Below are 12,846 nucleotides of genomic sequence, written 5' to 3'. Positions count from 1 at the left end.
TAAAAAGTTGGTCTGAGATGAGTTGGCTGTTGATCGAGAGCGGCAACCCGCTCAGACCTCCTCGACGCTGTTCGGCTCACGCCGGGACAGGTCGATACCCAGTTCCTCCGCAGCGCGGAAGACGTCCTCTTCGCTGTCGCGCATCTCGACCCGGCTTCCGTCGGACGAGAGGACCTCGACATTCAGACACAGAGACTGCATTTCCTTGACCAGAACCTTGAAGGACTCCGGGATACCCGGCTCCGGGATGTTCTCGCCCTTGACGATCGCTTCGTAGACCTTCACGCGACCGACCACATCGTCCGACTTGATCGTCAGCAGCTCCTGCAGCGCGAAGGCGGCACCGTAGGCCTCGAGGGCCCACACCTCCATCTCGCCGAACCGCTGACCACCGAACTGCGCCTTACCACCCAGCGGCTGCTGCGTGATCATCGAGTACGGACCGGTCGAGCGGGCGTGGATCTTGTCGTCCACCAGGTGGTGCAGCTTCAGCATGTACATGTAGCCGACGCCGACCGGCTCCGGGAACGGCTCGCCGGAGCGGCCGTCGAAGAGCCGGGCCTTACCGGTGCTGTTGACCATCCGGTCACCGTCGCGGTTCGGCAGGGTCGAGCCGAGCAGGCCGGTGACCTCTTCCTCGCGGGCACCGTCGAAGACCGGGGTGGCGACGTTCGTCATCGGCTCGGCCTCGCCGGCGCCGATCTTGATGAGTCGCTGGGCCCACTCTTCCTTGCTGTCCGGGTCGACCTTCCAGCCGCGGCTGGCGACCCACCCGAGGTGCGTCTCCAGGACCTGACCGACGTTCATCCGGCCGGGCACGCCCAGCGGGTTCAGGATGATGTCGACCTGGGTGCCGTCCTCCATGAACGGCATGTCCTCGACCGGCAGGATCTTCGAGATGACGCCCTTGTTGCCGTGGCGTCCGGCGAGCTTGTCACCGACGGAGATCTTGCGCTTCTGGGCGACGTACACCCGGACCAGCTGGTTGACACCCGGCGGCAGCTCGTCGCCGTTGTCCCGGTCGAAGACCCGGACGCCGATGACGGTGCCCTGCTCACCGTGCGGAACCTTCAGCGAGGTGTCGCGGACCTCCCGCGCCTTCTCACCGAAGATGGCGCGCAGCAGGCGCTCTTCCGGAGTCAGCTCGGTCTCACCCTTGGGCGTGACCTTGCCGACCAGGATGTCACCGGTGGTGACCTCGGCGCCGATCCGGATGATGCCGCGCTCGTCCAGGTCCGCCAGCATCTCGTCGGAGACGTTCGGGATGTCCCGGGTGATCTCCTCCGGACCCAGCTTGGTGTCGCGGGCGTCGACCTCGTGCTCCTCGATGTGGATCGAGGTCAGCAGGTCCTGCTGTACGACGCGCTGCGACAGGATGATCGCGTCTTCGTAGTTGTGACCCTCCCACGGCATGAACGCCACCAGCAGGTTCCGGCCGAGGGCCATCTCGCCCTCGTCGGTGCACGGACCGTCGGCCAGCGGCGAGCCGATCTCGACCCGCTGCCCGGCGTCGACCAGCGGACGCTGGTTGATGCAGGTGCCCTGGTTCGAGCGACGGAACTTCTGCAGCCGGTAGGTCTGGTAGGTGCCGTCGTCGGCGGCGATCTCGATCAGATCGGCCGAGACCTCCTTGACCACACCCGCCTTGTCGGAGACGACCACGTCGCCGGCGTCGACCGCACCGCGGAACTCCATCCCGGTGCCGACCAGCGGCGCGTCCGAGGTGATCAGCGGCACCGCCTGACGCTGCATGTTCGAACCCATCAGCGCGCGGTTGGCGTCGTCGTGCTCGAGGAACGGGATCAGGGCGGTCGCGACCGACACCATCTGGCGCGGCGAGACGTCCATGTAGTCGACGTCCGCGACCAGCGCGAGCTCGACCTCACCGTGCCGGCGACGGACCAGCACGCGGTCCTCGGCGAGCCGGTTGTCGTCGGTCAGCGCGGCGTTGGCCTGCGCGATGACGAACCGGTCCTCCTCGTCCGCGGTCAGGTAGTCCACCTGCGTGGTGACCAGACCCTCGATGACCTTGCGGTACGGCGTCTCGACGAACCCGAACGGGTTCACCCGGCCGTACGACGCGAGCGAGCCGATCAGACCGATGTTCGGGCCTTCCGGGGTCTCGATCGGGCACATCCGGCCGTAGTGGGACGGGTGCACGTCGCGGACCTCGAAGCCGGCCCGCTCACGGCTCAGACCACCCGGGCCGAGCGCGTTCAGACGCCGCTTGTGGGTCAGACCGGCGACCGGGTTGGTCTGGTCCATGAACTGCGACAGCTGCGACGTACCGAAGAACTCCTTCAGTGCCGCGACCACCGGACGGATGTTGATCAGGGTCTGCGGCGTGATCGCCTCGACGTCCTGGGTCGTCATCCGCTCCCGGACCACGCGCTCCATCCGGGCCAGGCCGGTGCGCAGCTGGTTCTGGATCAGCTCGCCGACGGTACGCAGCCGCCGGTTGCCGAAGTGGTCGATGTCGTCTTCCTCGACGACGATCTCACCGGTCGGCGCGGGCAGCTCGGTCTTGCCCTCGTGCAGGGCGACCAGGTACTTGATCGTGGCGACGATGTCGTTGATCGTCAGCACGGCCGTGTCGTGGGTCTCGTCGCGACCCAGCTTCTTGTTGATCTTGTAGCGGCCGACCTTGGCCAGGTCGTAGCGCTTGCCGTTGAAGTAGTAGTTCTCCAGCAGCGCCTGCGCGGCCTCGCGCGTCGGCGGTTCGCCCGGACGCAGCTTGCGGTAGATGTCCAGCAGCGCGTCGTCCTGCCCGGAGGTGTGGTCCTTCTCCAGGGTGAGGCGGATCGACTCGTACTCGCCGAACTCCTCGAGGATCTGCGCGTCGGTCCAGCCCAGGGCCTTCAGCAGCACGGTGACGTTCTGCTTGCGCTTGCGGTCCAGCCGGACACCGACCATGTCCCGCTTGTCGACCTCGAACTCCAGCCACGCACCGCGCGACGGGATCACCTTGGCGGTGAAGATGTCCTTGTCGGACGTCTTGTCCGGCGTGCGCTCGAAGTACACACCGGGCGAACGGACCAGCTGCGAGACGACGACCCGCTCGGTGCCGTTGATCACGAAGGTGCCCTTGCGCGTCATCAGCGGGAAGTCACCCATGAAGACGGTCTGGCTCTTGATCTCGCCGGTCTCGTTGTTCATGAACTCGGCGGTGACGAACAGCGGCGCCGAATACGTGACGTCGCGCTCCTTGCACTCGTCGACCGTGTTCTTCGGCGGCTCGAACCGGTGGTCGCGGAACGACAGCGACATGGTGCCGCTGAAGTCCTCGATCGGGGAGATCTCCTCGAAGATCTCTTCCAGGCCGGAGGGGCCGGACAGTTCGGTCCGTCCTTCGGCCTCGGCGGCGGCCACACGGGCCTGCCAGGTTTCGTTACCGACCAGCCAGTCGAAACTGTCCACCTGCAGCGCGAGCAGATCGGGAACCTCGAGAGGCTGCGCGATCTTCGCGAAGGAGATACGGCGGGGAGAGCCGGAAACGTCGGAAATGCTGTCGGACTGGGGGTTGCGCGAGGCGACCAAGGGGCGTCCTTCCACGGGCTCGCAGAAATCACTTGCGGTGCTGGGAGCGCAGGCCAAACCACCCCAGTCAAATCGTGGACCCGAGCTGAGGTGGGAGAAAGGCAGCGCAAAGCAATAGGCTACCCGATAGAGACAAGCCTGTCCAATGGGGTCCGATAGTTTGCCTTCGGACCACCCTTTCCGTCAAGGACCGACCCGGTGTCTCCAGTGGGTAGATCACCCACGAGACTCCCGGCGTCCCGCTGGTGCGGAGTCACAAAGAGACTACAGTCCGGCGATCTCCTGGACCAGCCATCGGCCGTCATTTCGGACCATCGTGAACCGGGTCCGGTTCAGATCCACCCGGGGCTTACCCTGCGTGATCGTGCTGGTGGTGGTCTGGTTCACGAAGATGATCAGCGTGACCCGGTCGGCGTCGCCGTCGCGGACCCCGACCTCGCGGACCTCGGCCTTCACGGTCGCCTTGGACTTCTTCGCCAGTTCGCCGGCCACCTTGGCGGTCTCGTCGAACTTCCCGGCGAACTCCGGGGTCATCGTCGCCCGCGCCGCCGCGAAACTCTTGTCCAGGTCCCGGTAGTCGTAGCTGAGCGCGGTCTCGGCAGCCTTCCGCCCGGCCGCGGCCGCCTCGCCCCGGGCGTCCTCGGCCTGCTTGCCCTGCCAGGCCTTCACCCCGAGCACCGCCGCCACGGTCAGTACCAAGACGATCAGGACCCCGAGGACGGCGTACAGAACACTCCCGACCGGACCTTTTTCACTACTCTCGGTAGTCGGCGGTACCTCTGCAGGCTCTTCAACGGGGGTCTCCTCGACCTCTGCTGTGTCCTGAGTCACGTCCTCAAGCGCTTCATCGACCGGCTCTGCGGTCGGTGGAACCACACCTGTACGGCGTTGGCCCGCGATCCGCGGGCGATTGCGTGGCCGGTCCGGCATCAGCCCACCACCTGGAGATCGGCGGTCAACCAGCGGTCCTTCTCGCGGACCATGTCCAGCTTGATCCGGTACCGGCGTTCGACCCCGTCGGTCGACGCGGTGTTGGTGACGAGCGCGTTCACGATCACCAGGACCTCGGCCGAGTCCTTGTCCCCGGACACCACCGCGGCCTCCTTCACATCGCCCTTCGAGGTCGCCTTGTTGGCGGCCACGTCGGTCTTGACCGCTTGGATCCCGGACTCGAACTCCTGCCGGAACTGCCCGGTGGAGTTGTCCAGCACGCGCTTCGAGTCCGCGTCCCAGGTCTGGTAGTCGTAGGTGGTGAAGTCCAGCGCGAGCTGACGCGCGGACTTCATCGCGCCTTCGCGCAGGGCCTTGTCCTGGCTCTGCTTCTGCAGCGCGATCACCGAGAGGGTTGCGGCGGCCAGGGCGAACACCAGCAGGACGCTCAGCGCCCATGCCACGATCAGCCTGCCCCGCCGGGAGTTGCCCGAAGTCACTTGCCGGTCACCGGTCCGAGGATGAGAGCCTTCCAGGAGTCGCTGCCGAGCAGCTCCTGCTGTCCACCGGTCGAGCCGAGCACCATCTCCGGCATGCCGCCGGAACCGCCCGCCTCACCGGTCGCCGGGTCGTAGCCGATCCCGTACCCGACCCGGTTGTTGCCCGCTCGCGACGACGGCTTCGGCGCGTTCTGCGCGCCCCGAACATTCGTGCCGGTCGACGGCGACGCCGTACAAGCTGCGTTCTTGGCCTTGATGTCCGTGGTGTCCTGCGGCACTCGCCAGTTGTCCTTGGAGTAGCCGGCCCGGCAGGCCGGTGGCGTGAACCCGAGCACCAGCCCAAAGTGGGCGTCGTAGTGCCCGGTCCCGGGATCCTTGGCCGGTACGACGTATCCACCCATCGCGACCGCGGGATACACGACGAGCAGCTGCTCGACGGCATCGAGCCGGACCGCGGTCAACTGGTTCACCGTCAGCAGGTTACCCAGCAGCACCGCGATGTCGGCGCGGTTGTCCTGGATCAGGCCGGTGATCTGGGTCGAGGCGTTCGAGCCCTGGTCGATCACCTTGCGCAGGTTCGCGTCCGAGCCGACCAGGGCGTCGGACAGCAGCGCGAGGTTCTTCGCCCAGGTCTTGATCGCGTCGCCACTGGCGACCTGGGTGGCCAGCACGGTGTCGCCGTCGTTGATCAGCTTGATCGTCTGCAGGATGTTCGCGTCCGCGTCGTCGATCAGCAGGCCGGAGTTGTCGATGATCCGCTGTAGGTCGGTCCCGCGCCCCTTCAGCGCAGCCCCGAGCTCCTTGACCGTGGTCCGCAGGCTGTCCTGGTTCACGGAGTTGACCAGCTGGTCGAGGTTCAGCAGCAGCTCGGTGGTGTCGATCGGGATCGCGGTGTTCTCCCGGTCGATCCGCGAGTTGTCCTTCAGGTACGGGCCCTCGTCGCGGCGCGGTTGCAGGTCGACGTACTGCTCGCCGATCGCGGACCGGTTCGCCACCACGGCGAGCAGGTCGTTCGGGATCTTGGTCTTCTTGTCGATGTCCAGGTCGACCAGCACACCGTCGGGCAGCAGCTTCAGCTCGCCGACCCGGCCGACCGGCTGGCCGCGGTACGTCACCTCGGCGCCTTCGAAGATGCCGCCGGACTCGGCGAAACTGGCGCTGACCGTGTAGTCCTCGTCGAACAGCAGCTTGTCGATCTGCGCGTACTTCGCGCCGACGAACGCGATCCCGACGACGGTGATCAGCAGGAACACCATCAGCTGGATCCGGACTCCCCTGGTGATCACTTCACCACCCCCGGCATCAGTGCGCGGGCCAGGTCGGGATCGAATCCGGCCCGGTTGAGCTTCGGACGGCAGACCGGCAGCAGGAGCACGGTCACACAGGTCGTCGCGATCCCGGTCGGCTTCTGCGTCGGGTTCGCGCCCGGCTTGGTCGGGAGGTGCACCGGGAGGCTGATGTTGCCGGTCGGCAGCGCGGTCGGGCCAATGGTCGGCAGATCCAGACCGATCAGGCCCTTCAGCAGCTTCTGGGTGTTGATGTCCAAGGTGATACCGAGGTTCGTGTAGTCACCCTGGACACCCCGTGCCGCGGCATCCGGGAACGGGTAGGTGAACAGCAGCTCAAGTGACTTCGGCAGGTTCTCCCCCGCCTCGGCCAGTTTCGTCAGGATCGGGTACAGCGACTGCAGGTTCGCAACCAGGTCCTTCTGCGCGGACGTGATCACCCGGGTCGCCGTGCTGCCCAGTGTCGACAGAGCCTGCAGCGTCTTGACCAGTGCGGCCCGCTGCTTGTCCAGGGTCGCGATCGACTTCGGCAACGAGTCGATCGCGGTCGCCAGCGTCGCCTTCTGGGCGTTCAGCTTCTTAGCGAGCGCGTCCACCGCGGTGATCGCGGTGACGATCTTCTGCTTGTTCTGGTCCAGGGTGCCGACGAAGGTGTCGAGCTGGGTGAGCACGCTCTTGATGGCCGGCTCGTTCCCGGTCAGCGCCTTGTTCAGCTCTTGGGTGATGATCTGCAGCTGCGCGACACCGCCGCCGTTCAGCAGCAGGGACAGCGCGGCCAGGACCTCTTCGACCTCGACGTTGCTGGTCGTCCGCGACAGCGGGATGACCTCGCCGTCGTCGAGCCGGCCGCGCGGTGCCTCCTGGCCGGTCGGCTGCGCCAGCGACACGAACTTCTCGCCGAGCAAGCTGGTCTGGCGGATCGTCGCGCGCTCGTTGTCCGGCAGCTCGAGACTCTTCGGCAACCGGATCCGCACCTTGGCGACGTACCCCTCGAGCCACACCTTCTCGACCGTGCCGACCGTGACGTCGTCGACCTTCACCGTCGACTTCGGCACCAGGTCCAGGACGTCCGCGAACTCGACAGTGACCGTGTACGACGGCCCCTTGATCTTCGCGCCACCGGGCAAGGGCAACGAGTACACGCTGAAATCACACCCGGTCAGCGCCATCGCCATCGCGAGCGCTCCGGCCACAATCGCCGTACGACGTCTCATCGGACCAACCCCCCGAGTGTCGGGTCAACGGGGTCGGGGCTGGTCGGCTTGGGCTTCTCGACCTCACCGGCCGGGGCCCACGGCGTACCGGCTGGGCCTCCACTGGCCGGCGCGCTGCCGGTCAGCTGGCTGAGCAACGGCAGCTTCGGCAATGAGTCCAGCACCGGCTTGAGCAGTGAGCAGGTCGACAGCGGCTGGTTCACCTGCAGCAGCAGCGAGCAGATGAACGACGACGGATTGTCGAGCTGGGCCAGGTTGATCCGCTGGTCCAGCGTGCCGAACTGCGGGTTGTAGACCCGGGCCAGGTTGCCCAGGCCGAGCGCCGCGGTGTCGAGGATCTGGGCCAGCGCGGCCTTCTCCTTGACCAGGATCTGGGAGATCTCGGTGGCGCCGGAGACCGTGTTCTTCACCAGCGCCCGGTTCTCCTTCACGAACGTCGCGACCTCGCCGAGCGCGGTCGCCAGCAGCGAGAGCGCGGACGTCAGGTCCTTGCGCTCACCGGCCAGCGTTGTGGACGTCGCGGCGAAGTTGGCGTTGAACTGCTTCACCAGCGCGTCGTTCGCAGCGAGCGCGGAGACGAAGGTCTGCAACTGCCGGATCGTCGCGAAGAGGCTCTGCGAGTTGCCCGCCAGCGTCCCGGTCAGCTTGGAGACATCGGTGATCGTCTGGTTGAGCTTCGCGCCCTGACCGTTCAGGTTCTTTGCCGAGACATCCAGCAGCCGCGACAGCGCGCCCTGGTCGTTGGCACCCTTCGGCCCGAGTGCGACGGACAGATCGTTCAGGCTCTGATAGATCTGGTCGAGCTCCAGCGGGACGGCCGTGCGCTCGATCGGGATCTGCGCCCCGTCGGCCATCACGTCGCCCTTGGAGTACACCGGGGTGAGCTGCACATAGCGGTCGGCGACGATCGACGGCGCCGCGATCACGGCCTTCGCCGTGGCCGGCACCTTGTGCTTGGCCTCCCACCAGAACTTCACCCGGATCGTCCGCCCAGCCGGGGTGACGCTCTCCACCTCACCGACCTTGATCCCGAGGATCCGGACGTCGGAACCTGGATAGACCGACACCGCCCGCGGGAAGTACGCCGTCGCTGACACCCGCTCGGGGTTCGGCCACAGCGAGATCACGCTGACCGTGAGGATCACGAAGACGACCGCGATCGCGATCAGCCGGGAGAACGACGAGACCTTCGTCATCGGCCACCGCCCAGGATCGGCGGCAGACCGAGATCGACCTTCGGCAGCGGCACCTCGGGGACCGGCACCAGGTTCTGCAGGTAGACGTCGAACCACGGCCCGGTGCCGAGCGTGTTGGTGAAGACCCGGATGAACGGCGCGAGCCCCTTGATACTCGCGTCCAGATCCTTCTGGTTCTTCAGCAGTACGGCGAGCACCGCGTTCACCTTCTGCAGGGTCGGGCCGAGGTCCTTGCGGTTCTCCCGGACCAGCGCGGTGATCTGCGCGGACAGCTTCTGCGTCGAGACCAGCAACTGGTGGATCAGCGCCCGCCGGGCCTGCACCGCCTGGAAGACGGTGTTGCCGTCCTTCATCAGCTTGATCAGCTGCTGGTTGCGGTCGGCGAGCACCTTGGTGACCGTGTTCGAGTGCTGGAGCAGGAGCTTCAGCTGCTCATCGCGCTTGGCAACGTTGCGCGAGAGCCGGGACAGACCGGTCAGCGAGGCCTGCACCTCCTCCGGAGTGTTCTTGAACGTCGTCGACAGCGTGTCCAGGGCCTTCGCCAGCTGCGCGGTGTCGATCCGCTCGGTCGTGTTCGCGAGATCCGAGAACGCGTCCACGACGTCGTACGCCGAAACTGTCCGGGCCAGCGGGATCTCGGAGCCGGCCTTCAGCTGGCCGCCGCCGGACGGGTTCAGCTTCAGGTACTTCTGGCCGAGCAGCGTCTTGATCTTCATCTCGGCGCCGGTCTGGTCGCCCAGCTTCACGCCCTTGTCGATGACGAAGTCGACCCGGACGTGGGTGCCGTCGAGCTCGACCTTGCGGACCTGCCCGACCCGGACCCCGGCGACCCGGATCTCGTCGTTCGGCTTCAGGCCACCGGCCTCGGAGAACTGCGCGGAGTACTTGGTGCCGCCACCGATCAGCGGCAGGTCCTGCGCCTTGAACGCGGCCAGCATGATCAACCCGATCACCGTCAGGCCGATGACGCCGATCGTCACCTGGTTCTGTTCCCGGAAAGGTTTCACGGCTTCTTGCACCTCGCCGAGTTGTTGTCGTAGCTGACCGGGAGCCGCGTCCCGGTCGGCAGCGTGACGTTGCCGTCGAAGTTGCACAGGTAGAAGTTGAACCAGGAGCCGTACGACGCGGTGCGGGTCATCGTGTTCAGCTTTTCCGGCATGTAGTTCAGCGTCTTCACCCAGATGCCCTGGGTGTCGTCCAGCGTGGTCGCGACCGTGCGCAGCCGGTCCAGGTCGGCCTTGATCGGCACCCGGGTCTGCTGCAGCAGGCCGGCCGTCTTGGTGTTCAGCGAGTTGATCGAGCCGAGTGAGTTCAGGATCGGGTTGATGTCCTGGCTCAGGCCGGTGATGAACTGCTGCAGGTTGACCAGCAACTGGGAGAAGTTCTGCTGACGCTGCGAGACGATCTGCAGCGTCGAGGTCAGGTTGGTGATCAGACTGCCGATCACCTCGTCCGCGTCGGCCAGCGTGGTGGTCAGCGAGGCAGTCTTGGCCAGCAGCGACTCGATCGTGCCGCCTTCACCCTGCAGGACCTTGATCACCTCGAACGCGAACTGGTTCACGTCCGCCGGCGTGAGCGCGGTGAACAGCGGCTTGAAGCCGTTGAACAGCACCGACAGGTCGAGCGCCGGCGCGGTCCGCTCCTTCGGGATCAGGCCGTTCGCCTTCAGCCGCTCGCCACCGCCGACGCCGTCGGTGAGGGCGATGTACCGGTTGCCGACCAGGTTGCGGTAGCGCAGTGTCGCCTTCGTCGAGGTGTCGACGATCTGATCGGAGTCCACGCTGAAGGTCACCATCGCCAGCGTGTTCTGGTAGAGCGCGATCTTGTCGACCTGCCCGACCTTCACCCCGGCGATCCGGATGTCGTCACCCTGGTTCAGCCCGACCGCGTCGGTGAACACAGCCCGGTACTTCGTCGTCGCGTTGAAGGTGATGTTGCCGATCGTCACCGCCAGCAGCGCGGTCGCGATCGTGGTCACCACGACGAAGATCGACAGCCGGACGATGTCCAGCGAGGTCTTCTTGTCCAACAACTTGGTCATTTGAGATTCACCTGCCCACCACGCAGCAGCGGGCCCACGAGGAGCGTGGTCAGATCCGGTACGTCGCTCGCCGGGACACCCATCGACGGTGCCACGACTGCATCGATCACCTTCTGCTCGGCCGGCGTACCGACGCCCTGGGTGTCCATCGCGAACCCGGGCATCGCGCGGTTCAGCGTCAGGTTCAGCGGGAACTTGGCCAGCTTGCCGTGGTCGCCGATCACGCCGTCCTCACCCGTGATGTACGGCGCCGGGTTCTGCTGCGTGTACGGCCCCGGCTTCGCACCCGGGTGGCTGTAGTTCTTGCCCACGCAGGTCGGCCCGCGGTGATCCGCGTACTTCGGCAGCTCGTTCGGCTCGTACGGCGTCGGCTGGTTGGTGATGATCTCGAGGTTGATGTTCAACCGCCCGTCGCGGAACGTGTCGTTCAGGATCGGGGTGGTGTCCGTCATCACCTTGAGGAAGCACGGCACCTCGGGCGAGTAGCGCTCCAGCAGATCGAGCACCGGCCGGCTCACCTCGCCGAGGCGGATGACGCGGTCCTCGTTCTGCTTCAGGAACGTGTCCGTGGTCGAGGACAGCGTCTGTACGTCGACGAAGAACTTCTGCAGCTGCTGTTCCTTCTCGACCACCGTGTTCCCGGTGATGGTCAGGTTGCGCAGCGCCCGGACGAGATCCGGCGTCGCATCGCCGTACAGCTCGGAGACCTGGGTGAGCTTGGTCAGCGCGGCCATCAGCTTCGGGACGTTCGGGTTCAGCTTCTTCAGGTAGCTGTCGAGCTGGGTCAGCGTCCCGGCGATCTCGGTGCCGCGACCCTCCAGCGCGGTGGCCAGCGTGTTCAGCGTCGCGTTCAGGTCGGCCGGGTCGACCGCCTGCAGCAACGGCAGGGCGTCGTTCAGCACCTTCTCGATCTCGATGCCGACCGCGGTCTTGTCCCGGGCGATCACGTCACCGGCCCGGATGTGGCGGCCGGTGGCACCGCTCGGCGGCACCAGGGCGACGTACTTCTCGCCGAACAGGGTCTTGGGCAGGATCCGCGCACTGACCGCGCTGGAGATCTCGTTGATCTGATCCGGCTTCAAGGCGAGTTTGACGGTCGCCTCGTCGCCGTTGGTCGACGTCCCGACGACCTCGCCGACGATGATGCCGCGCAACTTCACATCCGCGTGCTCGTTGAGCTGCAGACCGATGTGACTGGTCTTCAGCTCCACGTTGACGGTGTCGGTGAAGACCTTCGCGTAGAACGCGTACGTCAGCCACAGCAGGAAACACAGCACGCCGATGAAGGCCACGCCGTACGCCTTGTGCGGGAGTCTGTTGATCATCCGGCCAACCTCACGGTGGTCGTCGTACCCCAGATGGCCATCGACAGCAGCAGGTCGACGACGTTGATGACGACGATCGACGTACGGACTGCGCGGCCGACGGCGACGCCCACGCCCGCGGGACCGCCGCTCGCGTGGTAGCCGTGGTAGCAGTGCACGAGGATCACCAGCACCGCGAAGACCAGCACCTTGCCGAACGACCACAACACGTCGCCCGGTGGTAAGAACAGATGGAAGTAATGGTCGTACGTCCCGGTGCTCTGCCCGTAGAACGTGGTCACGGTCAGCCGGGTCGCGAAGTACGACGAGAGCAGACCGACGACGTACAACGGGATCACCGCGATCAGGCCGGCGATGATCCGGGTGGTGACCAGGAACGGCAGCGACGGGATCGCCATCACCTCGAGGGCGTCGATCTCCTCGCTGATCCGCATCGCGCCGAGCTGGGCGGTGAAACCGCAGCCGACGGTCGCGGCCAGCGCGATGCCGGCGATCAGCGGGCCGATCTCGCGAGTGTTGATATAGGCGCTGACGAAGCCGGCGAAGGCCGACGTACCGATCTGGTTCAGCGCCGAGTAGCCCTGCAGGCCGACCTCGGTACCGGTGAAGAAGGCCAGGAAGGTGATCACGCCGACGGTGCCGCCGATGACGGCGAGCGCGCCGGTGCCCAGCGTCACCTCGGCCAGCAGGCGGAGGATCTCCTTGCGGTACCGGGTGATCGACTTACCGGACCAGGCCAGAGCCTTGATGTAGAAGGCAAGCTGCTCGCCGAGCCGGTCGAGTGAGTTCAGCGGCTTCTTCACCAGGGTGTCCATCA

General features: G+C 66.1%; 10 protein-coding genes. All 10 read right to left on the bottom strand.

All coding sequences use genetic code 11. The features are described from left to right. Positions 1-51 precede the first annotated feature (51 nt). The 10 genes from rpoB to ACFTSF_RS13875 all read right to left on the bottom strand — a co-directional run bounded on the left by rpoB (position 52) and on the right by ACFTSF_RS13875 (position 12,844). Positions 52-3,537 carry a DNA-directed RNA polymerase subunit beta gene (gene rpoB / locus ACFTSF_RS13920; RefSeq protein ID WP_344144577.1) on the bottom strand — a complete coding sequence of 1,162 codons (3,486 nt, stop codon included), beginning with the start codon at positions 3,535-3,537 and terminating at the stop codon, positions 52-54. Between the two features lie 264 nt (positions 3,538-3,801). Next, positions 3,802-4,467 carry a hypothetical protein gene (locus tag ACFTSF_RS13915; RefSeq protein WP_380154166.1) on the bottom strand — a complete coding sequence of 222 codons (666 nt, stop codon included), beginning with the start codon at positions 4,465-4,467 and terminating at the stop codon, positions 3,802-3,804. Further along, a complete protein-coding gene (locus ACFTSF_RS13910; protein ID WP_344144573.1) occupies positions 4,467-4,931 on the bottom strand; it encodes a hypothetical protein in 465 nt (154 codons plus the stop codon). Before ACFTSF_RS13910 ends, ACFTSF_RS13915 begins: the two co-directional genes overlap by 1 nt. A gap of 32 nt (positions 4,932-4,963) precedes the next feature. After that, on the bottom strand, positions 4,964-6,253 hold the full coding sequence (locus tag ACFTSF_RS13905) for an MCE family protein (RefSeq protein ID WP_380154165.1): 1,290 nt from the start codon (positions 6,251-6,253) through the stop codon (positions 4,964-4,966). Next, the gene (locus ACFTSF_RS13900; RefSeq protein ID WP_380154164.1) at positions 6,250-7,467 is read right to left on the bottom strand and encodes an MCE family protein; all 1,218 of its coding nucleotides are present in this window, start codon (positions 7,465-7,467) and stop codon (positions 6,250-6,252) included. Before ACFTSF_RS13900 ends, ACFTSF_RS13905 begins: the two co-directional genes overlap by 4 nt. Next, the gene (locus ACFTSF_RS13895; RefSeq protein WP_380154163.1) at positions 7,464-8,663 is read right to left on the bottom strand and encodes an MCE family protein; all 1,200 of its coding nucleotides are present in this window, start codon (positions 8,661-8,663) and stop codon (positions 7,464-7,466) included. The genes ACFTSF_RS13900 and ACFTSF_RS13895 overlap by 4 nt, the downstream gene beginning before the upstream one ends. Next, positions 8,660-9,670 (bottom strand): MCE family protein, encoded by a 1,011-nt coding sequence (locus ACFTSF_RS13890; RefSeq protein WP_380154162.1) that lies wholly within the window; start codon positions 9,668-9,670, stop codon positions 8,660-8,662. The genes ACFTSF_RS13895 and ACFTSF_RS13890 overlap by 4 nt, the downstream gene beginning before the upstream one ends. Further along, complete coding sequence (locus tag ACFTSF_RS13885) at positions 9,667-10,704, bottom strand: MCE family protein (RefSeq protein WP_344144563.1); 1,038 nt, start codon at positions 10,702-10,704, stop codon at positions 9,667-9,669. Before ACFTSF_RS13885 ends, ACFTSF_RS13890 begins: the two co-directional genes overlap by 4 nt. Beyond that, a complete protein-coding gene (locus ACFTSF_RS13880) occupies positions 10,701-12,029 on the bottom strand; it encodes an MCE family protein (RefSeq protein WP_380154161.1) in 1,329 nt (442 codons plus the stop codon). The genes ACFTSF_RS13885 and ACFTSF_RS13880 overlap by 4 nt, the downstream gene beginning before the upstream one ends. Further along, positions 12,026-12,844, bottom strand: coding sequence for an ABC transporter permease (locus tag ACFTSF_RS13875; RefSeq protein WP_344145581.1), 819 nt, complete (start codon positions 12,842-12,844; stop codon positions 12,026-12,028). The genes ACFTSF_RS13880 and ACFTSF_RS13875 overlap by 4 nt, the downstream gene beginning before the upstream one ends. Between the last annotated feature and the right edge of the window lie 2 nt (positions 12,845-12,846).

Origin of the sequence: Kribbella sp. NPDC056951 (assembly GCF_042674205.1) — a bacterium.
GTDB classification, from domain to species: Bacteria; Actinomycetota; Actinomycetes; order Propionibacteriales; family Kribbellaceae; genus Kribbella; species Kribbella yunnanensis.
The sequence above is the reverse complement of the archived record's forward strand: the minus strand, read 5'-3'. Positions and strand labels throughout refer to the sequence as shown.